22 protein-coding genes and 2 pseudogenes are annotated in these 23,453 nt (G+C 60.4%); 10 read left to right on the top strand and 14 right to left on the bottom strand.

All coding sequences use genetic code 11. The features are described 5' to 3' along the window. Nucleotides 1–248 precede the first annotated feature (248 nt). The 6 genes and pseudogenes from AC0L3X_RS36975 (at nucleotide 249) to AC0L3X_RS37000 (ending at nucleotide 6,193) form a co-directional block, all read left to right on the top strand. Nucleotides 249–1,167: pseudogene (locus AC0L3X_RS36975) on the top strand (IS630 family transposase). A gap of 609 nt (nucleotides 1,168–1,776) precedes the next feature. Continuing rightward, nucleotides 1,777–2,679, top strand: a pseudogene (locus AC0L3X_RS36980) (IS110 family transposase); the annotation flags it as partial. A 151-nt stretch (nucleotides 2,680–2,830) separates the two neighbouring features. Then, entirely contained in the window at nucleotides 2,831–3,307 is a 477-nt protein-coding gene (locus tag AC0L3X_RS36985; RefSeq protein ID WP_439034042.1) for an enoyl-CoA hydratase/isomerase family protein, read from the top strand. A gap of 411 nt (nucleotides 3,308–3,718) precedes the next feature. After that, on the top strand, nucleotides 3,719–4,441 hold the full coding sequence (locus tag AC0L3X_RS36990) for a helix-turn-helix transcriptional regulator (protein WP_439034041.1): 723 nt from the start codon (nucleotides 3,719–3,721) through the stop codon (nucleotides 4,439–4,441). Nucleotides 4,442–4,535: 94 nt separating this feature from the next. Then, nucleotides 4,536–5,168 (top strand): acyl-homoserine-lactone synthase, encoded by a 633-nt coding sequence (locus AC0L3X_RS36995; RefSeq protein ID WP_439034040.1) that lies wholly within the window; start codon nucleotides 4,536–4,538, stop codon nucleotides 5,166–5,168. Nucleotides 5,169–5,239: 71 nt separating this feature from the next. After that, entirely contained in the window at nucleotides 5,240–6,193 is a 954-nt protein-coding gene (locus AC0L3X_RS37000; RefSeq protein WP_439034039.1) for a LysR family transcriptional regulator, read from the top strand. Here the strand turns inward: AC0L3X_RS37000 and AC0L3X_RS37005 are convergent. The 14 genes from AC0L3X_RS37005 to AC0L3X_RS37070 all read right to left on the bottom strand — a co-directional run bounded on the left by AC0L3X_RS37005 (nucleotide 6,166) and on the right by AC0L3X_RS37070 (nucleotide 20,836). Next, nucleotides 6,166–6,408, bottom strand: a complete 243-nt coding sequence (locus AC0L3X_RS37005) for a DUF2274 domain-containing protein (protein ID WP_439034038.1) — start codon at nucleotides 6,406–6,408, stop codon at nucleotides 6,166–6,168. The two genes, AC0L3X_RS37000 and AC0L3X_RS37005, sit on opposite strands and share 28 nt — an antisense overlap. Next, complete coding sequence (locus AC0L3X_RS37010) at nucleotides 6,408–7,616, bottom strand: TraB/TrbI/VirB10 family type IV secretion system protein (RefSeq protein WP_439034037.1); 1,209 nt, start codon at nucleotides 7,614–7,616, stop codon at nucleotides 6,408–6,410. The genes AC0L3X_RS37005 and AC0L3X_RS37010 overlap by 1 nt, the downstream gene beginning before the upstream one ends. After that, entirely contained in the window at nucleotides 7,613–8,584 is a 972-nt protein-coding gene (gene trbG, locus AC0L3X_RS37015) for a P-type conjugative transfer protein TrbG (RefSeq protein WP_439034036.1), read from the bottom strand. The genes AC0L3X_RS37010 and trbG overlap by 4 nt, the downstream gene beginning before the upstream one ends. A gap of 2 nt (nucleotides 8,585–8,586) precedes the next feature. Continuing rightward, nucleotides 8,587–9,267 carry a conjugal transfer protein TrbF gene (gene trbF / locus AC0L3X_RS37020; RefSeq protein ID WP_439034035.1) on the bottom strand — a complete coding sequence of 227 codons (681 nt, stop codon included), beginning with the start codon at nucleotides 9,265–9,267 and terminating at the stop codon, nucleotides 8,587–8,589. Nucleotides 9,268–9,315: 48 nt separating this feature from the next. After that, nucleotides 9,316–10,551, bottom strand: coding sequence for a P-type conjugative transfer protein TrbL (gene trbL / locus AC0L3X_RS37025; protein ID WP_439034034.1), 1,236 nt, complete (start codon nucleotides 10,549–10,551; stop codon nucleotides 9,316–9,318). Between the two features lie 3 nt (nucleotides 10,552–10,554). Next, a complete protein-coding gene (trbK-alt, locus tag AC0L3X_RS37030) occupies nucleotides 10,555–10,926 on the bottom strand; it encodes a putative entry exclusion protein TrbK-alt (protein ID WP_439034033.1) in 372 nt (123 codons plus the stop codon). Further along, entirely contained in the window at nucleotides 10,926–11,660 is a 735-nt protein-coding gene (gene trbJ / locus AC0L3X_RS37035; RefSeq protein ID WP_439034032.1) for a P-type conjugative transfer protein TrbJ, read from the bottom strand. Before trbJ ends, trbK-alt begins: the two co-directional genes overlap by 1 nt. Next, a complete protein-coding gene (gene trbE / locus AC0L3X_RS37040) occupies nucleotides 11,657–14,098 on the bottom strand; it encodes a conjugal transfer protein TrbE (RefSeq protein ID WP_439034031.1) in 2,442 nt (813 codons plus the stop codon). The genes trbJ and trbE overlap by 4 nt, the downstream gene beginning before the upstream one ends. An 8-nt stretch (nucleotides 14,099–14,106) precedes the next feature. After that, on the bottom strand, nucleotides 14,107–14,370 hold the full coding sequence (locus AC0L3X_RS37045; RefSeq protein ID WP_439034030.1) for a VirB3 family type IV secretion system protein: 264 nt from the start codon (nucleotides 14,368–14,370) through the stop codon (nucleotides 14,107–14,109). Next, nucleotides 14,370–14,696 carry a TrbC/VirB2 family type IV secretion system protein gene (locus AC0L3X_RS37050; RefSeq protein WP_439034029.1) on the bottom strand — a complete coding sequence of 109 codons (327 nt, stop codon included), beginning with the start codon at nucleotides 14,694–14,696 and terminating at the stop codon, nucleotides 14,370–14,372. Before AC0L3X_RS37050 ends, AC0L3X_RS37045 begins: the two co-directional genes overlap by 1 nt. Then, a complete protein-coding gene (trbB, locus tag AC0L3X_RS37055) occupies nucleotides 14,693–15,613 on the bottom strand; it encodes a P-type conjugative transfer ATPase TrbB (RefSeq protein WP_439034028.1) in 921 nt (306 codons plus the stop codon). The genes AC0L3X_RS37050 and trbB overlap by 4 nt, the downstream gene beginning before the upstream one ends. Before the next feature lie 677 nt (nucleotides 15,614–16,290). Further along, entirely contained in the window at nucleotides 16,291–17,586 is a 1,296-nt protein-coding gene (gene dctA, locus AC0L3X_RS37060) for a C4-dicarboxylate transporter DctA (protein ID WP_439034027.1), read from the bottom strand. A 531-nt stretch (nucleotides 17,587–18,117) separates the two neighbouring features. Further along, the gene (locus AC0L3X_RS37065) at nucleotides 18,118–19,320 is read right to left on the bottom strand and encodes a TlpA disulfide reductase family protein (RefSeq protein WP_439034026.1); all 1,203 of its coding nucleotides are present in this window, start codon (nucleotides 19,318–19,320) and stop codon (nucleotides 18,118–18,120) included. Nucleotides 19,321–19,540: 220 nt separating this feature from the next. Continuing rightward, the gene (locus tag AC0L3X_RS37070; protein WP_439034025.1) at nucleotides 19,541–20,836 is read right to left on the bottom strand and encodes an MFS transporter; all 1,296 of its coding nucleotides are present in this window, start codon (nucleotides 20,834–20,836) and stop codon (nucleotides 19,541–19,543) included. Between the two features lie 7 nt (nucleotides 20,837–20,843). On the opposite strand from AC0L3X_RS37070, the gene AC0L3X_RS37075 reads away from it, so the two are divergent. From AC0L3X_RS37075 to AC0L3X_RS37090, 4 genes are all read left to right on the top strand, one after another. Continuing rightward, nucleotides 20,844–21,080 carry a hypothetical protein gene (locus tag AC0L3X_RS37075; protein ID WP_231144062.1) on the top strand — a complete coding sequence of 79 codons (237 nt, stop codon included), beginning with the start codon at nucleotides 20,844–20,846 and terminating at the stop codon, nucleotides 21,078–21,080. Between the two features lie 90 nt (nucleotides 21,081–21,170). Beyond that, on the top strand, nucleotides 21,171–21,566 hold the full coding sequence (locus AC0L3X_RS37080) for a hypothetical protein (protein WP_439034024.1): 396 nt from the start codon (nucleotides 21,171–21,173) through the stop codon (nucleotides 21,564–21,566). 826 nt (nucleotides 21,567–22,392) lie between these two features. Further along, nucleotides 22,393–22,608 carry a hypothetical protein gene (locus AC0L3X_RS37085; RefSeq protein WP_439034023.1) on the top strand — a complete coding sequence of 72 codons (216 nt, stop codon included), beginning with the start codon at nucleotides 22,393–22,395 and terminating at the stop codon, nucleotides 22,606–22,608. A 145-nt stretch (nucleotides 22,609–22,753) separates the two neighbouring features. Beyond that, a complete protein-coding gene (locus AC0L3X_RS37090; protein ID WP_369726319.1) occupies nucleotides 22,754–22,960 on the top strand; it encodes a hypothetical protein in 207 nt (68 codons plus the stop codon). The last annotated feature ends 493 nt before the right edge of the window (nucleotides 22,961–23,453 follow it).

Raw genomic sequence — 23,453 nt, forward strand, 5'->3', positions numbered from 1 at the left:
CTACTTCTGCGACCCGCAAAGCCCTTGGCAGCGCGGTACTAACGAGAACACCAACGGGTTGCTGCGACAGTACTTCCAAGAGGACACTAGTACCCACGTTCTTGGATCGTGAGTCGTGATTCAAGACATGGATGATACCCGAAGCAAGAGAAGTCCACCTTTCGAGGAAAGATCGCAAGGTGCTTGAGGCGTGTTGTCGCTCACCGGTGACGTTGCAGCGCGATTTGAAGCGGGCGCGGATAGTTCTGTTGGCGGCGGACGGGCGCAGCACCCGGTCGATTGCCAAGGAAGTTGGGGTCCAGCCGCGGATTGTCAGCCTTTGGCGGCATCGCTATGCTGACGATGGCCTTGAAGCGCTGAAAGACAAGCCGCGGCCTGGCAAGCAGCCGATTTATACGAAGACGACCGACAAGCGGATTCTGAAGCTGCTGGATAAGCCGCCCCCGCAAGGGTTTGCGCGCTGGACCGGCCCACTGCTGGCCGAGGCGTTGGGCGATGTTGACGTCCAATATGTCTGGCGGTTCCTGCGCAGCCACAAGATTGACCTCGCGGCTCGCAAGTCCTGGTGCGAGAGCACCGACCCGAACTTTACAGCCAAAGCCGCCGCTGTTGTTGGCCTCTACGTCGCCCCGCCCGCGAAGGCCATTGTGCTATGCGTGGACGAGAAGCGCTCGATCCAGGCCTTGGAGCGAGCGCAGGGTTATCGGCCAGAGCCACGATTACAAGCCGCATGGCACCACAACATTGTTTGCGGCGCTCGAAGTCGCCACCGGAAAGATCATCGCGACTCATTCAAAACGTCGTCGCCGCGTCGAATTTCTCGACTTCATGAACAGCGTTGCCGCGGCCTTTCCTGGCCGAAAGCTTCACGTTATCCTCGACAACCTCAACACCCACAAGAAAAACGAACATTGGCTCAAGGCCCACCCCAACGTGCAATTTCATTTCACGCCGACAAGTGCGTCCTGGCTCAATCAGGTCGAAGTATGGTTTTCGATCTTGCAGGGTCAGTCGCTTAGCGGCACCTCCTTCACAAGCCTCAAGCAGCTTCAGGAACACATCGATGCCTACGTCAACGCGTACAACGACAAAGCCGAGCCCTTCGTCTGGACCAAGAAAAAGGTCCGTCAACGCCGCTTCAAAGGCCGCCGTATCACTCAGCTCTGATTCCGGGTACTAGGCTGGAAAACGCCAGCGGAGGCGCTTGCCGGTCTGCTGTCATGAATGAGAATAACTCGTGTTGCGACGACTGCTTGAACCCGCCCGGTATGCTTCACGCGCCTATCGCGATGCTCTTACCGGGCGCCGACATCACGGCATCGCTGAGTCTCAAGGGCCGATTGCTACGACAATGCCCAATAGAGAGCTTCTTCTGTACCTTCAAGACCGAGCTCGTCGATCATCCCCCCACAATACCGGCGCCCGAGCCCAACGCATATCGTCGCCTTCATCGAGGCTACCGGACCGGGCTTGATCCCGCCGTCAAATATATCGTCTTCGCCTGACACCGCTCGACCGTGTTAGTAACCGGTATGAGAGTTTCTCGGCGCCGATGTTCCGCTGCGACATTCAAGATCGTAGCGTATGGTGCGACCATCGGGACAGAGGCACCGGGAGCACGAAAGGTGCGGGCAGGCCGATGCATTCGATGAGCCGCGAGCTCGAGTTAGTAGCTGGCCGCCTCTGCGACTCGCCCGGTTGCGCTGAGAGCGCGAATCCGTAGTTGTCGTGTCGCCCGTAGCTCCCGTCTTGTGGTCTGATTGGCAGGAGGTGCGAATGCGACGGGTGATTGGCATCGACGTCCACCGAACCTTCGGGGAGGTGGTGGTTTGGGAGGATGGCAGGCTCCGACATGCGGGCCGCTTGATATGACGCGGACTGCGTTGGAGGGATTTGGCAAGACCCTGCTGGCCAGTGATGAGGTGGTGGTCGAAGCGACCGGCAACAGCATGGCGGTATCGCGGGTTCTGGCACCGTTCGTGGCACAGGTGATTATCGCCAATCCGCTGCAGTTGAAGGCGATCGCCCAGGCTCACGTCAAGACCGACAAGATCGATGCCGGCACGCTCGCCAGTCTGCAGGCGGCCGGGTACCTGCCGCAGATCTGGACGCCTGACGCGGAGACGGAACGCAAGCGTCGGCTGGTGGCGCGGCGCCACCAGGTCGTGCCGCTTCGCACGCGGCTCAAGAACGAGGTGCATTCGATTCTGCACGCGCACCTGATCCCGAAGTGCCCGCATGCCGATCTCTTCAACGGCCGCGGCCGGACGTGGTTGGCCGCCCAACCGTTGCCGGACGATGAGCGCGCGGCGATCGATCGCCACGTGCGCGAGCTTGACCGGCTGACGGAAGATCTGGGCCCTGCTCGACCGCGAGATCGCGCAGGACGCCATAGACGATTCCGCGCTCAACAGATTGATGACGATCACCGGCGTCAACTTGGCGGTCGCTGGGCGCCGCCCATCACGGCCGCATCAGCAAGATCGGCCGCAGTCACGCGCGCGCCATGCTGGTCGAGGCGGCCTGGGCAGCGGCCAAGGCGCCCGGTCCGCTGCATGCGTTTTTCCTGCGCATCCGAGCCCGGCGCGGCCAAAGCTCACCGTGCTTTGCTGGCATTTGTTGACGAAGGGCGAGGATTACCTGTGGGCGCGCCCGGCACTGGTCGCTATCAAGACCCGCGACCCTATCACCTGCACCCCGACGGGAAGCTCATCGATAGCGAGGAGTGGCATTGTGATGGTTGGAGCACCAAGCACAGAGGTGACGGCATTGTAGTTTGGCAAGCCGGTCGGCACCGATCACTGTTTAGCAACGGGCTCGACAACAATCGATGGTAATAGGTCGGCACGCCGATGACGGGGGAGCCACTGACTTCGCGCTCGCGTGCGACTTCCGCATCGGGGTCGAAGGTTGTCGTTTGCAGATGTCTCCTGCACGGCTAGGCATCCAGTACTACCATTCCGGTCTCCGCCGATACGTAGAGAGACTCGGCTTGCCCGAAGCCAAGCGGTTGTTTCTAATGGGAGAGCAGATTGACACCGCCACAATGTTGCGGATCGGCTTTCTCACCGAAACCTGTGCGCCCGAGAGGTTCGAAGCGCGATTGGAGGTCGTTGCCGGAATGCTCGCTCAGCGTTCTCCGGGTTCGCTCCGCGGTCTCAAGGCGACGCTCAATTCAATTTGCCGAGGCACTGCCGATCCGGCAGAGATCAACGCGAGGTTCTTTGAAAGTCTCTCTTGCGCCGATGCTCAGGAAGGGCTGAAGGCTTGGTCTGAGCGCCGCCTTCCTGACTTCGCGGCCGTATGAAGTCTTGCACGCTCTTGCAGCCGGGAGGGCGCGGGGCGTTGATATCCGGATCCGATTTCGCGTCACCCAAAAGACGCATGGTTACTGAGGCGGCGTGACGATAAGAGCAGAAGCGCCGTACAAACCTCCACTTGGAACGCAAGGACGCAGCAATCCGGCGACCTTCGGCGTCCTCTTGCAGGATTTCAAACAGACGACGGAGTTCGCGGACTTGGCCGCGATGATATCACAACTTGAGCGCGAGGAATCGGCTGACCCGATACGCCTCAACCACCCGATGTAGGGTCTCGCGATCAAGATCGATCGAAGCCGAAATGGATCGACTTCTTCGTTGTTTTGCCCCATTCGCGGTGATGCTCGATCCGATAATGCTAGGAGCGCCTACCAGGGAGGCCCGTGGGCTCATGCGCGATGGATCGGGTTTTTCAAAGATTTGCTGAGCAATTGACCGAAAGCACGCATCGAGACGCAGCTCAGGAGAGCATGGCCGAGGTCGCCGCTGCGCTCGAACTGTCGTGCTTCGCATATCTCGCTTTTCCCCGTAGGCCGGGCAGTGCTCCTAATCTGATCTCGACATATCCACCTTCCTGGACCGCCATCTATCTGCAGCGCGGCTACGAATCCGTCGATCCGGTGGTACGTCGGGCAATGCGCCAACCTAAGCCCTTCCGCTGGGGCCTTGGATTCGAAGCGCAAAATCGGTCGGAGGCAGAACGCGCTCTGTTCGAAGAAGCCGCCAAATTTGGGATTCGCTGCGGATTTACATTCCCTATTCACGATGACAAGGGCGCAATCGCCGCGCTGAGCTTTGCAAGCGACGACCGTCGAACTGACTTCGAGCGCTCGCTGGTCGAGCACGCCCAGAGCCTGCGGTTAATCGCAATGTTTTTCCATGCACATGCAAAACGCTTCTGGACGATTGATCGCATGATCGGTGGGGTAGTGCTATCTCCTCGCGAGTACCAGTGTCTCGAATGGTCCGCGCGCGGCAAATCAGCCGGGGAGATCGGGATCATTCTCAGCATCGCAGAGCGAACCGCGGGATTTCACCTGGATAACGCTCGCGCGAAGCTTGGTGTTAGCTCGCTTCGTCAAGCGATCGTGCTGTTGACCGAATCAAAACTTCGAAAATAGATCAACCGCAAGCTGCAAGCACCTGTGCAACTCTACAGGATGTGCTTTCCTGCCTTCTCTGCTTGCTTGCCTGAAGCAAGGCAAGGAGGCAAGAATGATGCAGCTCATCACGCCGGAATACTACGGGGAATTCGTCGACGACCTCACCGAGATGCACCGGCTGCGGTATCGCGTTTTCAAACAGCGCCTGGACTGGAACGTCGAAGTCAGCGGCGAGATAGAAGTCGACGAGTTTGATGTCCTTCGACCCGTGCACCTCCTGAACCGCTCGAACGCTGGACGTATTCAGGGTTGCGTCCGGCTTCTGCCTTCGACCGGCCCAACCATGCTGAGAGACACCTTCCCGATCCTTCTGGACGGGCAGCGGGCGCCACGAAGCGACCGGATTTGGGAGAGCAGTCGATTCGCGCTCGATGTTCCTCCGGATGCGCCGAAGGCAAGTGGTGGACTTAATACTGCTACTTACGAGCTGTTTGCGGGCATGATTGAATTCGGCCTTTCGATTGAATTGACCGAAATCGTTACGGTCACTGACGCCCGGATGGAACGCATTCTTCGCCGCGCGGGCTGGCCGCTCCGCAAAATCGGAAAAGCTCGTCCTCTCGGAAACACCACGGCCATTGCTGGATATCTGGAAGTGTCGACTGATGCTTTGGAACGCATCCGCCAAGCGGGACACATCTCAGGTCCGGTGCTCTGGGCTCCGGTCATCCGAGCGGCCGCCTAGGATCTGGAAGCAAGTACAAACGGGGCATCGCTGCGCATTGGAGCGGAAAGCCCATCTGCTTAAGACTTACGATGCACAAACCACGTCGATCAACACCCTCCCCTCAAGCCGGCAAGGCAATCGAACTGAAACACCTGCGATCGGCCGTTGCTGCGGCCGATTGCGGCAGCTTCCGCGGAGCCGCGGAGTTGCTGAGGTCGCAACAATCGAGTCTCAGCCGAAGAATCGATGAAATCGAGCACAATTTGGGCATCGCCATCTTCGAGCGCCATAGCGGAGGCGTGCGCCCGACGCAGGCCGGCCGCGACGTGCTTCGGCTGGCAAGGACCATTCTGGATGAATTCGACGCGCTCATCGCCACCGCGCGATCTGTTCATAACAGCGGAATCGGCCGTCTGACCGTCGGCTTCTGCACCTCGCTTTCGGCAGGCAATCTGCAAGCCTCGCTACTCGCGTTCAAAGAGCGGTTCCCGCAGATCGCACTTGCGACGGTCGAACGATCACGGACGCGTTTGGCAGCGGCACTTCGAAACGGCGCAATTGATGTCCTGATCGTGACAGGAAACCTCCCATTGTTGGAAACTGAAGAAATGCCGCTTTGGAGGGAGCCTGTTCTTGTAGCCTTGCCCCATGATCATCCGCTCGCCGGGCGCGAGACTGTGTGCTGGACTGACCTGCGCGGCGAGACAGTGCTACTCAGCTACTATGACGCGGGAAAGGAGCTCGAAGATCTTCTGATTTCCAAGCTCCTCTCGCCCGAGGATCGCCCCAAGATCGAGCGCCACGACGTCAGTCGCGCAATCGTCAAAAGCCTCATCAGCATGCACACAGGAATAAGCCTGGTGCTCGAGTCCGATATGGGGGCAAATTATGCGGGCCTGACCTACCGAGAGCTGCGCGATGGCACGGGTCCGAGCCGTTTCGACTTTTCGGCCCATTGGCGAGCCGAAAATAATAATCCAGCCCTGCAGGAATTCCTGAATCTGCTCTCTGAGCGCTATTCCCCGCCGCCCGTCGGACGTTGATGCGCCCGTCGAGCTTTCCGGAAATTCCGGTCCGCGGCCATGAACCGCGCCAACATCGGGGCGATAAGCTTAGCTGGATCCCCGATCGGTTGGCCGGTCTCCTGCGCAAGGATTTCAGCATAGGCCACAAGATCCCGGTGGATACGCGCGGGCAGTTCGTGCGTGACCTTGAGTGGCTTATCGTCCTCGATTGCACCGAGTTTGAGTTTGGCCATTATCGTCCCCTGTACGGCTCGAGCACCAAGTCGCGATTGACGATCACCCGCACCGGATATCCCGGACGAATCGTCAAGGTCGGCTGGATATTGAGATTGCGGCGGACCACCTGCTGGCCCGTCTGGTTCATCGAGTCCGCCGCCCCGCGGCGGAGCGCAGCGATGAGGTCGCTGTTGGTGCTGCCCGTATCCGATCCGGAATTCACCTCGGTGCCGACGGCGAGCAGCGTCGAAAGCGCAGCGGCCCCCAACAGCTCCTTCCAATGGTTGTCGACCTCATCCTCAAGCCCAGAGTAGCCCGCGGCATCTGCGCCCGGCTGCCGCTCCAGCACGATTGACCGCCCATTTGGCATGATGAGGCGCGTCCACACCAGGAGGACGCGCGATTGGCCAAATGCGACTTGGCTATCATACGTCCCGATCAACCGGGCTCCTTGCGGGATAAGGCGAGCTCGCCCGGTAGGGGAATCGTATACCGCTTCCGTGACTTGGGCCGTGATCTGCCCAGGCAGGTCGGACCGAATCCCCGTGATGAGAGCAGCCGGAATGACCGTTCCCGCCTGGACCACAAAGGGAGAGACCGGTCTTGCCAGGCGATCGGGACTGGTGGTTCGACGGTCAACGGAAGCACTGACGAACGCAAGTTTTCGATCCTGGCCATTCTGGGCAAATGCTTCGTCGGATGATGGCGCTGCAATCGATGGGGCTTCACTTGCCGATGTGACAGGAGCCTGTGCGCGGACGTTGGTGCTGGCAAACACCTTGCTGGTGCGTGCCGCCTCGCTCTCCTGATTGACGCGCTGCTGTTCAGCGTCAACACCGAGCGGGCTGGACGTCGAAGAGCCCTGTGCTGCAACGATCGGCCGCCCAAGATCGCCTGGTAAAGGGGGTCCAAGGCGCGGCACCTCCTTCGGTATCTCAGCATAATCCTTCGGCAACGTTGCAAGCTGATCGGCGACATTGTGGTGGTCGGTCGCGTAAAGCTCCTCGGCGGCCGGCGAGCGCGATTGCTTCTCCTGAAGAGCCCAGAAGACCGCACCACAGATGAGCACCAGCAAAAGGGCGCTGCCACCCGCAAGCACCTTGCGCGATAGGCGCGTAACTTGCGGCCGATCTGGCCGGAGCCGAAGGGTTTCGACGATATTTTCCGGCGGCTTAAACCGAGGAGCGTCCTTGGGTGTGTCATTGGGCTGGCCAGTCTCTGTCACAGCGACCTCCCGTCGGTTCGGACGATTCTGACCTTCTGCTGGTGCTCCTCGCCCAGCCTCAGTTCCGCGGCCGCGAACAGCCGGTCCACGATCAGCACATTGCCGTAAGCGCGATAGTTGACGAGCTCGGTCTTGCCATCAGGCCCGATCACGAACAGCGGCGGCATCTCGCCCTGGCCGACGCCGGGTGAAAACTCGATGTAGACCTTGCGTCCATCGTCATAGGCATTGACAGGACGCCAGGGTGGGCTGTCTCCCTCGATGGCGTAGCGGTAACGGCGCTGCACCTGATCCGGAATGACGGGTGTGGGCGGCAGGGCTCGACCACGCGCGGTCCGGTCCTCCGGATAGAACCATGCGACCTGTGGCATGTAGGGCTTTTCCCGGGAGCGGAGTTCGATCAGGTAAGTGCGCCGATCCGTGTTGACGACGAGATTGGTCTCGATCGCCGGACGTGTCGGCTTCACCATGATGTGCACGCGTCTCGTGTCGCCGCTGCCGCTTTCGGTGTCGCCGACCACCCAGCGGGCGGTGTCACCGGCGGCGACCGGTCCCGAGCCGATCAGCTGCTCACCGGGCTCCAGCGAAATGTCCGTGATCTGCCCCGGCGCGGCATAGATTTGATAGAGAGCGCCCGGACTATACGAAAACACCTGCACCGCATTGAAGTAGCCGGCCTTTCGCGGCTGCACACGTGCGGCGTCATTCGCGGTCTCAATCCGTTCAATCGGCTCCTTGGCTTCCGCGTTCTTGCCGCCGCGCGCCGCCTTCCAGGCCGGTGGGACATGCAGCGGCCGCGGCCGATCGTCGGCAAGCGCCGGCAGATCTGGAGCCGGCGGGACATCGCTATCATAGCTGATTTGCGGCGGCTTGAACGTGGTGCACCCGCCAAGGGTGGACACACCAATAGCGAGAGCCAGAGCCAGGCTCGGGCGGACCCTCTGTGACGCAATGAGACCTGACAGCATGACTAGCCCAGCTCCTTCGACCAGTTGATGGCGTTGATATAGATGCCAAGCGGATTCTTGCGGAGGCGATCGAGATCGCGCGGCATCTCCACGATGATGCTAACGATCGCGCTCCACCGCTCGGTTGCGGCCAGCTGACCGTTGTCGTAGCGGCGTTCGACCCAGGCGAGGCGGAAACTCTCAGGCGAAGCCCGGATGACGCTCGAGACCTCGATCGCAATTTGCGTCTTGCCGAGCTTGGCGAATGGATCGTTGTTGCGGGCGTAGTCATTCAGTGCGGCCGCGCCGCGATCGGTTGTAAAGTCGTAGGCGCGGAGCCAGTTTTCGCGCAGGACAATGGCGTCCATCGGGAGGCCTCGCACATGCTCGATGAAGCGCGCCAGGTGAAAGGCGACTTGCGGATCGGTCGGTTGATAGCTGGCGTTTGCCGGAGCAACGGCTTTCGCCTCCCCCAATTTATCGACCTCGACCACCCAGGGCGTGATCGTCCCTTGAGCGGATTGCCAGACCAGGGCGGCGGCAAAGCCGGCTGATAAGAAGAGGCAGCTAAAGCCCATCAAGCGCCAGTTCTTGGCCTGCACGCGCGCAGACCCAATGCGATCATCCCAGACCTGGGCTGCGCGTTGATAGGGAGTGACGGCTTCTGGCGTGCGGCCATAGTGAACGGCCGATCGTTTGAACATTGCTTGACCTCAAGAGATAGCGGGGAACCGAATTCGAAAGAAAGGAGTTCAGTGGTCCTCTTGCGAGAGGTCGACAGATCCGCCGCCGCCTCCGTGATCACCTGAGCGGATCGCGTGGGTTGCCGCTGATGCGCCATGACTGATCGTCTGCGCTCTCTTCATGCGCCGAACCCAGGCGGGCGCACTGTCGGAAGCTCTCGAGGAATCCCCTTCCCCCTTACCGGCATCGCTCGCCGGTCCACCAAGACCAGCTGCGACCGAACGCAAGGGACTTGCGGCGCCGGACGCGCTCGCCTCGGAGCCGGACTGACTCCCCGCCCGAAACACGCTCATGGTGCCGCTTGCAATCGCGCTTCCACCGCGTAGCGAGCCTGCAATCGCTCCGCCGGCGAGACCGGCAGCACCGGCCGCAACGCCAGCGCCAGCCGCAACGACACCACCGGCGGCAAGTCCCGTCCCAACGGCGCTGCCTGCGCCGAGCTGCGGACCTCCGGAGACGATGCCGTTGGCAATCCCGGGTCCGAAAATGCCGAGGCCCAACAAGGCGAGCGCGCCGAGCACCAGCGCCATCGCGTTCTCGATGGTCGGCTGGTTGCCGCCGAAACCTGCCGTGAACTGCGAGAATAAGGTCGATCCAATGCCGACGATGACGGCGAGGACCAAAACCTTGACGCCGGAGGAGATGACGTTGCCCAGCACCCGTTCGGCCGCAAAGGCGGTCTTGCCGAACAGACCGAAGGGGATCAGGACGAAACCTGCAAGCGTCGTCAGCTTGAACTCGATCAGCGTGACGAAGAGCTGGATGGCGAGAATAAAGAAGGCCAGCAGCACCACGATCCAGGCGAACAGCAGGACCGCGATCTGGACGAAATTTTCGAAGAAGCTGACATACCCCATCAGGCCCGAGATGGAGTCCAGGATCGGACGGCCGGCATCGAGCCCCACTTGCGCGATCCGACCTGGCCGCAAGAAATCTGCCGATGACAGGCTCGTGCCCGAGGCTTTGAGGCCAAGACCTGCAAAGCTCTCGAAGACGATGCGGGCAAGGCTGTTCCAATTACCGATCAGGTAGGCAAAGACACCGACAAACAAGGTTTTCTTGACGAGCCGGGCAAGAATCTCCTCATCACTTCCGAGGGACCAGAACAGGCCCGCAAGCGTAAGGTCGATTGCAGCTAGCGTCGTGGCGAGATAGCCGACTTCGCCCCCGACCAGGCCGAATCCGGAATCGATATAGCGCGTGAAGGTTTCCAGGAACTGGTCGATGACGGAGGTGCCGCCCATTGCTCACTCGCTCTGGCTTGGAACGGAGGGTGAGAGGGACGGGAGGCGGCTTTCGTCCTTGCGCGGCACAGGCGAGGAAAATGGCGCGGCGCCTACCCCGCTATCACCGTCTACCGATCCGCTTTTCCCCAAGAACTGGCTGCGCCGTTCCGCCCAGATCCTCTGGCAGTCGAGCAGAGCCTCTCTCTGCTCGTAGGTGACGGTGCGGCATTGCTCGAGCTTTGCCGCCGTCGGATCGGGCTTCGCAGCGGGCGAGGCGGAAGATTGGGTCGCGCTATCGTCGCCGCGCAGGCGAATGGCGCAGGCGGCGACGACCAGGACTGTGAGGCTAACCGCCACCGCGATCGGCAGCCGTTCAAATCTGTTCTTTATCATCAGTGGAACATCTGCACGGTTGTCGGTTGATAGCCCTGACCTTGGGTCAGAAAGCGCCGCATTTGCTCCCTCCCCTGATCCTGGGCACTTGCTCTTTGCGCGGCTTCGAGCGTTTGTGCGCGCCCCTGCGCGGCCACGGTCGCGGTGAGATCCGCAAGCTGCTGGGCTTGCAGCGCAAGGAGCTGGTTGCCGGCCTGACTTGCCTGCAGAGCACCTGACGCGCCCTGGCTCGCCGTGACCAGGGCCGACATCTGGGTGCGGTTGGTATCGAGATTGCCGACCACGGTTGCCTGCACCCGCATGGCGTCCTGCAGGCCGGCAACCACATTCTGCCAGCGTGTCTGGGCGTTGGCGGCGAGGAGCCCATTGGACATGCTCGCGGACGTGGGCGCGTAAGTGGTGGAGAACGCGCGATCGATCTGCTGGACATCGTAGGCAATGCGCTGCGCTTGACTGAGCAGCTGCTGCGTGCGCTGGATCGATTGCACGAGCTGCTGCAACGACGAATATGGCAGGCTCGCCAGGTTCTTCGCCTGATTGATCAACATCTGCGCTTCGTTTTGCAGCGAAGTGATCTGGTTGTTGATCTGCTGCAGCTCGCGCGCGGCCGTCAGCACATTTTGCACGTAGTTGTTGGGATCGAATACGATCCACTGTGCCTTTCCTTCCCGGGGCGCTTGGGTCAGGCTAATTGCGATGATACTTGCTGCCAGCAGCGGACGGAGACGTTTCATGACAAGCCACCTTCCTTGGCAAGCTGCGGAATGAGATTGCAGGCCCAGCCGAGGTCGCGCGCCTTGAGCCAGCCGGTGACGAAATCGTCTCGTCCGTGCTCCTCAAGAACGCGCTCGATGAGAGCCTGGTCGGTCTTGGACGACGCGGCCGCAAAAGCCAGCGCGATTTCGCCAAGGCCGAGCTCGAACAGCCGGTTGCCCCGGCGCGACTGGCAGTAGTAGTCGCGCTTTGGCGTCGCGCGGGCGAGGATCTCGATCTGCCGGTCATTTAGTCCAAAGCGCCGGTAGACGCCTAAGATTTGCGGCTCGATGGCGCGGTCATTGGGAAGAAGGATCCGGGTCGGACAGCTCTCGATGATGGCAGGCGCAATGGCGGAGCCGTCGATATCGGCCAGCGACTGGGTCGCAAACACGACGGAGGCGTTCTTCTTGCGCAGCGTCTTCAGCCATTCGCGGAGCTTGCCGGCAAAATCGGCATCGTCGAGCGCAAGCCAGCCCTCATCGATGATGAGCAGAGTCGGACGGCCGTCGAAGCGATCCTCAATCCGGTGGAACAAATAGGAGAGAACCGCCGGCGCGACACCGGTCCCGATCAACCCGTCGGTCTCAAACACCTGGACGGAGCCCTCTCCCAGCCGCTCACCTTCCGCATCCAGCAGCCGCTCAAACGGACCGCCGAGGCAATAGGGTTGCAGCGCGCGCTTCAAGGCATTGGATTGCAGAAGAACGGACAAGCCAGTCAGCGTCCGCTCCCCAACTGGCGCCGAGGCGAGCGAGGTCAATGCCGACCAGACATGATCCTTGGTCTCGGGCGTGACCTCGATGCGCTCGCGCGCAAGGATCGATGCGATCCAATCGGCTGCCCAACCGCGCTCACCGGTCTCCTCGATCCGCGCAAGCGGCTGGAGCGCCACGAATTCTGCCGAGTCTCCACCAACCGCGCCGCCAAGATCATGCCAGTCGCCACCCATGGCGATGGCCGCTGCACGGATCGACCCACCGAAATCGAAGGCAAAGATCTGAGCGGCTGGATAGCGCCGGAACTGCAGCGCCATCAGCGCGAGCAGCACCGATTTCCCGGCGCCGGTCGGTCCAACGATCAGAGTGTGTCCGACATCGCCGACATGGAGCGAGAAGCGGAAAGGGGTCGATCCTTCAGTCTTGCCGAAGAACAGCGGAGGCGCCCTGAAATGATGGTCCCTCACCTCTCCCGCCCAGACCGCGGAGAGCGGGATCATGTGGGCGAGATTTAGCGTCGACACCGGCGGCTGACGCACGTTTGCATAGACCTGTCCCGGCAGGCTGCCGAGCCAGGCTTCGACGGCATTCACCGTCTCAGCCATGCAGGTGAAGTCCCGGCCCTGGATCACCTTTTCGACGAGGCGGAGCTTTTCTTCGGCCGCGCTAGGATCCCTGTCCCAGACCGTGACCGTTGCCGTCACGAAGGCCTCTCCAATCTGATCGGAGCCCAGCTCCTGGAGCGCGCTGTCTGCATCCATCGCCTTATTGTAGGCATCGGTATCCAGAAGCGTGGACGCCTCGTTGGTCATCACCTCCTTCAGGATCGCGGCAATCGACTTGCGCTTGGCAAACCATTGCCGCCTGATCCTGGTCAAGAGCTTTAGAGCATCCGTCTTGTCGAGCATAATCGCCCGGGTCGACCACCGGTACGGGAACGCCAGCCGGTTGAGATCATCGAGAATTCCGGGCGTGGTCACCGTGGGAAACCCCACAACCGTCAGGACACGCACATGTGCGTCACCCAGCATCGGCTCAAGCCCGCCTGTCAGCGGCTGATCGGCAAGGAGCGCATCGAGATACATCGGGATTTCCGGCACCCGAACGCGATGCCGCTTGGTCGAGACCGTCGAGTGCAGGTAGGTGAGCGTTGCCTCGTCATCGAGCCAGCCGCATTCCGGCATAAAGCCCTCAACGAGCTGCAGCACGCGGTTGGTCCGGTCGACGAAGCCACTCAGCACCTCGCGCGCATCCGCCCCGGGGCCGCGATGGCTGCCCTCGTACAGGAGACGCTCGGCCACAGCTGCACTTTCTGCCGGCGGCAGATAAAGGAAGGTCAGGTAGTAGCTCGATTCATAATGGCTGCCAGCCTCCTCGAATTGCGCTTTGCGCTCCGCATCCACCAAGGCGGATGCGACATCCGGGAACGTGTCAGGCGGATAGCGCCCTGCCGAATGCCGTTGCGCCTCGACGAAAACTGCCCACCCCGATCCGTGACGCCGGAGCGCGTTGTTCAGCCGGCTTGCGAGCCCAACAAGCTCAGCCGGCGCAGAACTGTCAAGGTCCGGTCCCCTGAACCGCGCCGTCCGCTGAAACGAGCCATTCTTGTTCAATACAATTCCCTCGTCGACGAGCGCGGCCCAGGGGAGGAAGTCGGCAAGGCGCGTATTCGAGCGGCGATATTCGGCAAGATTCATCATAGGCGACTCTAGGAGCTGAGGTGGCTTGGAATGCGGACGTGCCGGCGCACGACTTCCACGAAATCGGGATCGCGTTTTGCGGCCCAGACGGCGGCCATGTGGCCGACGAACCAGAAAAGAAGGCCGGCAACCCACAGGCGCAGCCCAAGACCGAGTGCAGCCGCTAACGTGCCGTTGGCGATCGCCACGGCGCGCGGCGCACCGCCCATCAGGATCGGCTCGGTAAGCGCACGATGTACGGGCGCGATAAAGCCTGCGATAGGCTCCTCCATCAGATCACCACGCCGCCGCCGAAGGAGAAGAAAGACAGAAAGAAGCTTGATGCCGCAAAGGCAATGGACAGACCGAACACGATCTGAACCAGGCGACGAAAGCCACCAGACGTATCGCCAAATGCGAGCGATAGCCCGGTCACGATGATAATGATGACGGCGATAATCTTGGCGACGGGACCCTCGACCGATTGCAAAATTTGATTAAGCGGCTGCTCCCACGGCATGTTTGAGCCAGCGGCCCAAGCCGGGACATTGCTCAGCCAGAGGGTAATAATGGCCGTGGCGGGAATGCTGGCGCGGCGGAGAGATGAAGGCAGCGTCATGACCGGTCTCCAATTGCAGATAGGCTGTAATCACCTGATGTTCCTAAGCCGGTGACGCGGGCGAGCTCGCTCAAGCGGCGCTCAGTGCCGCGGCCGCTGAGCACCGCGATCAGGTTGATTGTTTCGGCGATAAGCGGCCGCGGGACTGTGACGACAGCTTCCTGGACCAGTTGCTCGAGCCGGCGTAGCGCCCCGAGCGTCGTTCCGGCATGGATCGTGCCGATTCCGCCCGGATGTCCTGTGCCCCAAGCCTTGAGCAAGTCGAGCGCTTCGGCTCCGCGCACCTCACCAATGGGAATACGATCGGGGCGCAGACGGAGCGACGAGCGGACCAGGTCGGAGAGCGAGATCAAGCCGTCCTTCGTGCGGAGCGCCACCAGGTTCGGCGCCAAGCACTGAAGTTCACGCGTATCTTCGATGAGAACGACCCGATCAGTCGTTTTAGCGACCTCCGCGAGAAGGGCATTGGTCAGTGTCGTCTTTCCGGTCGAGGTGCCGCCGGCGACCAGAATGTTCTTGCGCGCCTGAACTGCATCCCTCAATGCACTTGCCTGGTCCGGCGTCATGATGCCGACTGCGACGTAGTCCTCGAGGCTGAACACGGCAACCGCCGGCTTTCTGATCGCGAATGTTGGCGCGGCAACGACCGGCGGCAGCAGTCCCTCGAACCGCTCCCCCGTCTCGGGCAGCTCGGCAGAAATCCTTGGGCTCCCCGGATGAACCTCGGCACCCACGTAGTGAGCCACCACGCGGATAATTCGCTCTCCGTCAGAGGGGGATATATTCTCGCCAGTATCCGCAAGGCCGCTCGACAGTCGGTCGATCCACAATCGGCCATCGGGATTGAGCATCACCTCAACGATTGCCGGATCTTCCAAGTATCCTGCGATCGCAGGCCCCAGCGCGGTACGCAGCATACGCGCTCCGCGCAAGTTCGCTTCTGAATCAAAAGAATGGATCGCCACGATTTGCCCCAAGCTGCTGAGGCCGCTTCGGCGCCCTCATCTGGAGGCAAATAAAAGGCAGAGACCTGTATGACCGCAACAAAGGGAAAATGCCGTTCGTAGCCTAGCGTAGAAGAAGAAACATTTGAAAAGAGCTAGCTTGTCGCCACGACCAGTCGACGGCGGAGCCGAGAAATCAGCAATGCCCCATGACCCGGCTTCGCAATTTTTACGTCTCTCGCGTTAGCGATGTTGGCTCATGGTCCTTGGCCTCCTTTCCTGAACTGCCGTCGCTCCCTGGCTTGCGCGCGATTGAGATCCCGTTTTTTAAGGCAGCTCAAACCAGGGATAATGAACCACACCAGCCGGCGGGCTGGCGCAAACACCAATGCCCAAGGCTAGTCCGGTAGACCACCGAGTTTCGTGCCCCCTGCAGGACCATTTCTTCCCAATCAGGCCGGTCCAATGCTGCACGACAATTGCCAACGCAAAATGCAGGAGTGCAAAGGGTGTTTTCTAGTCCGCAATTGCAACAAGTTCTGGAAATCTCAACGCCTTCAGCTGGCGCTCCTGAACAGGATTGAACTACGAATTTGATGGCCCGTTGGCGACGGTATTAGCGGTTGCAGGGCCGAGCTGAGACCGCACATCTACTTAAGCTCCGCGTGTAGCGAGACATGGTCAAGTTCGCCTTCCCACCAGGACACAAATACCGCGGCAATGCCGTTCCCGATGATGTTCGTAAGCGCGCGCACCTCGCTCATGAACTTGTCGATCGAGAATACGATCGCAATGCCGGGGACAAGCTCAGGACTGACCACCGTCAACGTTGCGGCCAGGGTGACGAAGCCGGCACCGGTAACACCGCTTGCGCCCTTCGAGGTGAGCATAGCCACAACCAGTATCGTAAGCTGCTGGCCGAAGTTGAGATCGACCCCGAGCGCCTGCGCGATGAACAAGGTCGCCAACGTCATGTAAATGTTGGTCCCATCCAAATTGAAAGAGTATCCTGTCGGCACCACTAGGCCAACGACCGGCTTGGAACAGCCCAGCCGTTCGAGCTTTTCCATCAACTGCGGCAGCGCGCTTTCGGACGACGACGTTCCGAGCACGATCAGCAGCTCATCCTTGATGTAGACGATGAACTTTAGGATGGAAAAGCCGACCAGCCGCGCGATGAGGCCAAGCACAATGATCACGAAGAGCCCGGCTGTCACATAGAACAGCGCAACCAATCCGATGAGTTTACCGAGCGCGGAGGGTCCGAATTCGCCGATGGTGTAGGCCATGGCGCCGAATGCCCCAATCGGCGCTGCCTTCATTACGATCCTAATCACACCAAACACCGCGTGCGCAGCATCGTCTACCAGACCGCGCATCCGCTCACCCCGCTCGCCGAGCGCCATCAGCGAGAACCCGAATAGGATAGCAAACAGCAGCACCTGTAGCACGTCGCCTCGCGCCAGGGCGCCAACCACGCTATCAGGAATGATATTGAGGAAGAAATCGACCGCCTTCTGCCCTTCCGCCCTTTTGACGTAGTTGGCTACCGCCGCTGCATCAGTCCTGGGAGCGAGCCCATGGCCGGCCTGAACGAGATTGCCCATCACCAGACCCAGGACAAGCGCGAAGGTTGATACGATCTCGAAGTAAAGCAGCGCCTTCACGCCCACTCGGCCGACCTTTCGTGCATCCTGAACATGCGCAATTCCGGACACAACGGTGCAGAAGATGATCGGCGCGATCACCATTTTGATCAGCTTGATGAATCCGTCACCAAGCGCTTTGACCCAGCTGCTCGTCCCCACAGCAGGCCACAACCAGCCAACGAGAATGCCCATCAGGATCGCGATGAGTACCTGGATGTAAAGAACTTTGTACCAGGGGCCAGATGGCTGGAACAGGGCGGCGGCTTTGACAGAGCGGCGCTGGCGGTGAATGTACATCACGCTCGACCCGGCGCCGTGGTACCAAAGAAGGGCGGCACTGAAGGTACAGCGTCGCTCAGTGTTTCTTCAGTGCGGGGCGCCGGGGAATCTGACCGCTCCAGATGGCCCCGTCCATTGCCGCGGATTGGCGCCCCTCCCGAATCGGCTGTTGGTCGACGCGAAACGAAGTTCTGAATCGCTTCTGACGGCAGCGATAGAATCTTGAGAAAGCTTCCTTGAGAGCTTGAAAGCATCAGCGTCACCACCCATTTCTATCTTCTTTGTTGTTCGAAGATGCCATCCAGCATCTTCTAGGACGCCAACCTTAGCAGCCGGCGACCGCTCTTCACTTCGGCAGGCACTCTCGCCGGAGCGCGACGAACCTTGAGAAAGCGTTCGCCATAAAGAACTCGTGGTGGTGCGGCCTCGCCTGCGTTCACCGGCTCGCTCCTCCCGTCCTCACTTCATGTGAATGCCCCGACATTCCCAACAGGCATCGATTTCGATCGCAAAACCACGAGGCCGAAAAGACATGCCAAGCAGCATTGCTCACGATGCCTCCCTTGGCGATCTCGGTTCCGGCTTTTCGCGAGCCGTGTTTTGCGCGGCTGAACAGCACTCCTCGTAAGAGAGCTTCTCACTCCTGTAGCTCGCCAAGGCCTGCAGAGAGCGCTGCACGACGTCCCGTTTCGCTCGATCCGGGGCAGGCGCTGCATCCAGCCACTTCAGCGCCGCCTCGACCAATTCGATCGCGCGATCCCTCTTACCTGTCTCGTAATAGTACTGAGCAACAGCTCCGTACGACAGGAACTTCGCGCCCTCGCCGCCTTGCGGTGGATTCGCCGCCAGGATGTGTTCGGAAAGGTCCTTGCCCATGGCAAAGCGCTCGGCGTGTGGAAAATCGGAGTAGTCTTTCGCGGGGTCGAACAGTTGGCGGATCGCCACGCTCATCCAAACCACGGATTTCTTCTCGATCGCATCGCGAATTAGTTGGCGCAACACCGGCAGGCCAGCCCGCATATCGCGTATCCTGTGAAGCAACAATTCCACATGAAGCCCACGGAAGGTGACCTCGTCCGGCATCGCAGCGAGGGCCTCCTCGATAGCTAAAAGGGCCGTCGGCCAATCCTTTCTCTTCATGGCGGGCTCAAGTTTGCCAAAGATCGCTCGCTTCTGCGATAGTTCACGCTTTATGCGTCGACCCGTGTTTATCCTTTCCGCATCCAGCGCTTTGGCTTCATGGCTCATTGCCCAGGATCCGTTCAGAACTTTGGGCAAGGCATTATCGAGCTGCGTCGGATGGCCAATAAAGGCGATGCGGCCGTCACGGTCGACGACGAATGACGTGGGAATCCCGACAGAAAGGCTGGAATCCATCCAAAGCTTGTTCATTTCGCCGGCGTAGTCGAATGCGATCGCGAAGTTCAGATTTGGCAAGCTCTTCGTCAACCAGGCGTCCAGGCTGGCTCGCGCTTCATCCGCTGTCGAAGCTTGTTCGCGAGCCGCGATGCCCACCACCTCAACTCCGTTGCTCCTGTATTTGCCTTGCAGGATCACCAAATTCGGCATCGAGGCGATACATGGCCCGCACCACGTCGCCCAAAATTCGAGGATGTATACTTTCCCAGGTTCGAACTCTCTAACGGGCTGGCCGCGTAGCCAGTGCTCCACTTTGATCGACGGGGCTGGCGAACCGACGCTCAGCACGTTCGCCGCACCGACTTGACTTGCGCTCTCAGTCAGGCTGGTCATTGCTCAAATCCGCTTTACCTGGCTCTGCGGAGAAAAATTGCAAGTCGCATGCCAACCAACGCTCGTTGATATCGCGCATTTTTCGTATCATTCCTGTCGACCTTGCGACGCATGTCGCATATCCGACCAGCTGTTTGGAGCTTCTCAGGCAATCAGTCGGCCGGCGTTCTTGACGCCTGTAGACCGACGAGGCGGGAAGTCAGGCAGCGCAAGGCCGAGTTCACCACTCCACATCCTGATCGGTTTCCAGGATGACCATTTCGGCACTCGGGATCATGACGTGAACTGACCTGTTTTGGCCCGTCGATTTGCGCTTGAGGGCGACCTCAGATTTCCAATTCAACTCTTTGAGCCAAGGAGCGATGAACCAGACCAGGGCGGCCAGCTGCAGCACAACATTGATGCTGAACGCCGTCTGATACGCGATTGAGGGGTAGTGTCCGTCCTTGGCCGGCCATTGCTCGAGAATTAACCCCGTCACGTACTGGACGAGGAAAGCCCACCCGAAATGCAGAACGTTGAGCACGCCGTTTGCGCGGGCGATCAATTCGGCCGGAAAGTAATCTCCGATGATCGCGTAGCTGAGGGCGATTGCTGATCCGACCACCGCCACAATGATCCATGACGGTAGCGACAGGAAAGGTGGATGCACGATCAGCGCGAGTTCGGCTGCAATGAACACAGAAGCTATGATCGCGAGCAACGTTTCAATGTTCTTGCCGTGCCGACGCAGCGAATCGGCGACCACGCCGAGCAGCAATGCGCCAATGCTTAGGGCTATCGCCATGACGAGCAATTGTGTGACAAGGCTCGTTCGATCCAACCCTTCCACATCGCTCAGCCAAGAGGCTGCCCACAAGGACTGCAAGGCCCACGCGGACCCGATACATGTTGAAGAAATCGGCGTAATTCTCCAGAATCGCCCATCCGTATAGACGGTTTTCAGACTGACTGTCCCTGGAGGGCTCTTCGCAGTTGCCTCTTGCTCTGGAACTAAAAAATAGATCGCAGCGGCTGCGGTGGCACTGGATGCGGCAAGCACCTCAAACAGGCCGCGCCAACCTATCCAGCTAAGCAATGCCTCGGCTGGTGCGGTTGCCGTTACCGCGCCCAGTGCACCCAGCATGATCATAAAGCCGTTCAGGAGCGCCACGCGCTCTCTCGGAAACCAGAGGACGACCGTTTTCAGGCCAGACATGAGGGAAGCTGCGGTGCCAAACGCTATCATCGTGCGACCAAGCAAAAGCGACAGGAATCCGGTCGACAATCCGAAAAGCGCAGCGCCTGCGGCGGCCATCAGCAAGAGCGCACTTTGGACCCGGCGCGGACCAAAGCGATCCAAGAGCATGCCCAGCGGAATCTGGCTGCCGGTAACGACCAGAAAGTAGATCGAGGCCAACAGCCCCAAATCCGCCGTATCAAGCTCGAATTCAGAGGCGAGGCGGCCACAAATGAGCGTATTGATCATCCGAAACAGATAGGAAAGATAATATCCCGCGGCAAAGGGAAGGAACACGCAAGAGATGATCCGCCAGCTCCAAGGCCGGATGACCGGCTTTTCGCGTGATATCTGCCCAGTGGCATCGCTGCGCGTGCTTCTCAAAGCGCGGCTATTGGCCTTAGCAAAAGGCGTTTGGCAGCTGTCGAAAGTTGATATTGCTGCCGCCCTCCTCGGCGACAGCACACGCTTCCGATTTTTCACCTACGGCGGCCACACAGTGGCGTTCTTCTTCAATTGGCGCTCGCGCAGCGGCGCGTGACGCCCCGCCGCCAATTTCAGACCCGGATCGGCTGGAATTTCCAAGGCGAGCGATCGTCTCCTGCAGCAAGGGCCGACCAAACCGTACGCGATGATCGACCTGCTCGGCAAAGACCTTGAAGCGCTCAAGGCCGAGTACGCACGCCTCGTCCTGCTTGGATGGCGGCATCGGCGGCGTCAGCGTGAGGTGGTATCGTGCATGGAGAGCCACTATTTCCGCGATCATCGCGATGTCCGTACGCAGACTAAGCACCTGCTCATTCGTTCGCTCGATCGCCTCGTATACAAGACCCTCTATAGTCGGCGCCGGATCCAGGAAGCGCTCAAGAGCCGCCTCTACGACGACGCTCTTGCCCATCCCTGGGCGGTCAGTCGCGGCTTCAAGTCGCTGGAAAATGCTCTCCGAAACTTGAATCGTTATCTTTCTGGTCCGCTGAGCTTCGCTCGGGCTCGGCTGCGCGTCCACCTCAGCTTCATTCCGACTTGAGCTCGGTTCTTTCCGGCGCTCACCGCTAATCTGCATACTCCAGCTTCCTTCTCTCTGCGACTGCACACCGCCCGCGCGCTTGCACGCGCGTGGTCTGGATGTTCGGTCGAACGGATGAATCGCCCTGCGATGACGCACGACAAAAGGGCCGAGACCGCATGCCGCTTCAACCGCAGGGACATTCTGCGCGCAGTCTGGCGTACCGAAAGAAGGAAACGGCGGACTCCTAAAGACCAGCGCCAGACGTCTCGTAGCCTCTTGTCCCTCAGAATCGAAAAAGCTACTGATCCGAAAAGGAGGTCCAGCGCGATCTAGACAGCGCGCTCGCGCCGCGACGTCGCGAACGACCGCCGCAGATGCGCCGGCATCATCCCTTTCCGCCTAATGCGCCTCATACCAACCGCACCAGCTCACGCGCGCGCGACGGAATACACCTGCCTTGTCGATTTCCGGTATGCACAACCGTTCGCGCGCCGCGCGTCGAGCCCCCTCAGGATCATCGAAACGTATCTGCTGGCCCCGGTGCGACCACTCACTTGTCGGGAGGCTTAGGGGGACTGTCGGCCCCATTTGCGGGCGGCTAAATTCCCCCTCGGTGTGGCTGCAAACGTAGCGCTCGTTGTGTCCCCGCCAGCCAGGAGATTCATCGATCCCCCCGCACTCCGGGCATCGCTTCCGGATCCGACGGAGGACTGCCATGAATTGCCGCTGCCGACGGCGAACTTACTTGCGTTAGATCGGCTGCTACAGGCTCGTCGCCCGCCTTGACGTCGGAGCCGTCGATGTACTTAAGTGCAGCCCTGGTAGCGTTGCGTGGGGGCACATCATGGATGTCGAGTTCTACAAGGGCTTTGCACAGCGAGCCCGCGATCTGGCCGATAAGGCCGACCCGTTCACGCGAAAGCGGCTTCTGGTTCTGGCCGAGAGATACGATGCCAAGCTCGGCAAGCCGTCGCCGGCCAGCCGCAACCTTCAACGCACGCTGCCGCTTCCCCGCACCGTGCCAGCCGTGAGCTCCGTCTCCGATGCTGGCGAGGCTTGACGAAGAGCGCCGGCAGCGAGGTCGACTGCGACGTCTGCAGCGGCAGCAAGCATCAGCCCTCGCATGGGGCTCCAAGGCGCTGGATTTTCCAAGGACGATACACGACCTACACCGGGAAAGGATGCGCACCCAAACCGGAGTGAGCATGCCGGATGTCACGGGTTGGCCGCAGTCACCGCACTTCGGAAGCACTGCGGTCGCCGAGCAGCTTGCCGGTGGAGGCATTCACCAAATGGACCGACGAGCATGCCGGACAAACGACCGGCAGATGAGTGTCGAGACCGATCTGCTCCAGTCCTGTCAGCAGGTGCTGCACGTTTATGCCGGTGCGCGGGCACCTGAAAAGTACTGATTGCTCCATCCGGCCAGCATAGGCCTGGATACTGAGCCCTGAAACTGCGGTTGTTTACTGAGGGCGGGCGCGCACCTCCCGGAGCACCGTGCGGCGGCAGTAATGAATCTTGATGGCGTCTGGAGGCCGGCTCTGCGACAGGGCTTTGCGTATTCTTTGGCCCAGTGCTCAAGCCGCGCGGCCGGGTCCGCATCGTTGATCGAGCGCGCAAGCGGGGGTACCTTCTCGCCGGCATTCTGTTTTATCGTCCTCCATGGAATCCTAACCCGAAATGGGCGCTCGTGTTGCGCGCTCTTGCATGGAGATCACATACCTACAGTGCGCGCTTCACTTTCAGCCACCAGCTTGCCCGGCGAGGATCGCCCGGACCTGATCTCACGCCGGTGGGGCGCCGCTCGGTGAGACCTGCCAGGACGAGCCGTCTCGAGCCGACGATGTGGACTTCCGATATGAGCGGATCCTCATCCGAGGCAACATCCAGATCTCGAGACGA

The organism is Bradyrhizobium sp. MI1.7 (genome assembly GCF_055811795.1).

Coding starts and splice junctions, on each gene's coding strand:
- AC0L3X_RS36985 (WP_439034042.1), top strand. CDS start 2,831: ATGGTAATAGGTCGGCACGCCGATGACGGGGGAGCCACTGACTTCGCG.
- AC0L3X_RS36990 (WP_439034041.1), top strand. CDS start 3,719: ATGGATCGGGTTTTTCAAAGATTTGCTGAGCAATTGACCGAAAGCACG.
- AC0L3X_RS36995 (WP_439034040.1), top strand. CDS start 4,536: ATGATGCAGCTCATCACGCCGGAATACTACGGGGAATTCGTCGACGAC.
- AC0L3X_RS37000 (WP_439034039.1), top strand. CDS start 5,240: ATGCACAAACCACGTCGATCAACACCCTCCCCTCAAGCCGGCAAGGCA.
- AC0L3X_RS37005 (WP_439034038.1), bottom strand. CDS start 6,408: ATGGCCAAACTCAAACTCGGTGCAATCGAGGACGATAAGCCACTCAAG.
- trbG (WP_439034036.1), bottom strand. CDS start 8,584: ATGCTGTCAGGTCTCATTGCGTCACAGAGGGTCCGCCCGAGCCTGGCT.
- trbF (WP_439034035.1), bottom strand. CDS start 9,267: ATGTTCAAACGATCGGCCGTTCACTATGGCCGCACGCCAGAAGCCGTC.
- trbL (WP_439034034.1), bottom strand. CDS start 10,551: ATGGGCGGCACCTCCGTCATCGACCAGTTCCTGGAAACCTTCACGCGC.
- trbK-alt (WP_439034033.1), bottom strand. CDS start 10,926: ATGATAAAGAACAGATTTGAACGGCTGCCGATCGCGGTGGCGGTTAGC.
- trbJ (WP_439034032.1), bottom strand. CDS start 11,660: ATGAAACGTCTCCGTCCGCTGCTGGCAGCAAGTATCATCGCAATTAGC.
- trbE (WP_439034031.1), bottom strand. CDS start 14,098: ATGATGAATCTTGCCGAATATCGCCGCTCGAATACGCGCCTTGCCGAC.
- AC0L3X_RS37045 (WP_439034030.1), bottom strand. CDS start 14,370: ATGGAGGAGCCTATCGCAGGCTTTATCGCGCCCGTACATCGTGCGCTT.
- AC0L3X_RS37050 (WP_439034029.1), bottom strand. CDS start 14,696: ATGACGCTGCCTTCATCTCTCCGCCGCGCCAGCATTCCCGCCACGGCC.
- trbB (WP_439034028.1), bottom strand. CDS start 15,613: ATGCTGCGTACCGCGCTGGGGCCTGCGATCGCAGGATACTTGGAAGAT.
- dctA (WP_439034027.1), bottom strand. CDS start 17,586: ATGTACATTCACCGCCAGCGCCGCTCTGTCAAAGCCGCCGCCCTGTTC.
- AC0L3X_RS37065 (WP_439034026.1), bottom strand. CDS start 19,320: ATGACCAGCCTGACTGAGAGCGCAAGTCAAGTCGGTGCGGCGAACGTG.
- AC0L3X_RS37075 (WP_231144062.1), top strand. CDS start 20,844: ATGATCCGCCAGCTCCAAGGCCGGATGACCGGCTTTTCGCGTGATATC.
- AC0L3X_RS37080 (WP_439034024.1), top strand. CDS start 21,171: ATGATCGACCTGCTCGGCAAAGACCTTGAAGCGCTCAAGGCCGAGTAC.
- AC0L3X_RS37085 (WP_439034023.1), top strand. CDS start 22,393: ATGGATGTCGAGTTCTACAAGGGCTTTGCACAGCGAGCCCGCGATCTG.
- AC0L3X_RS37090 (WP_369726319.1), top strand. CDS start 22,754: ATGCCGGATGTCACGGGTTGGCCGCAGTCACCGCACTTCGGAAGCACT.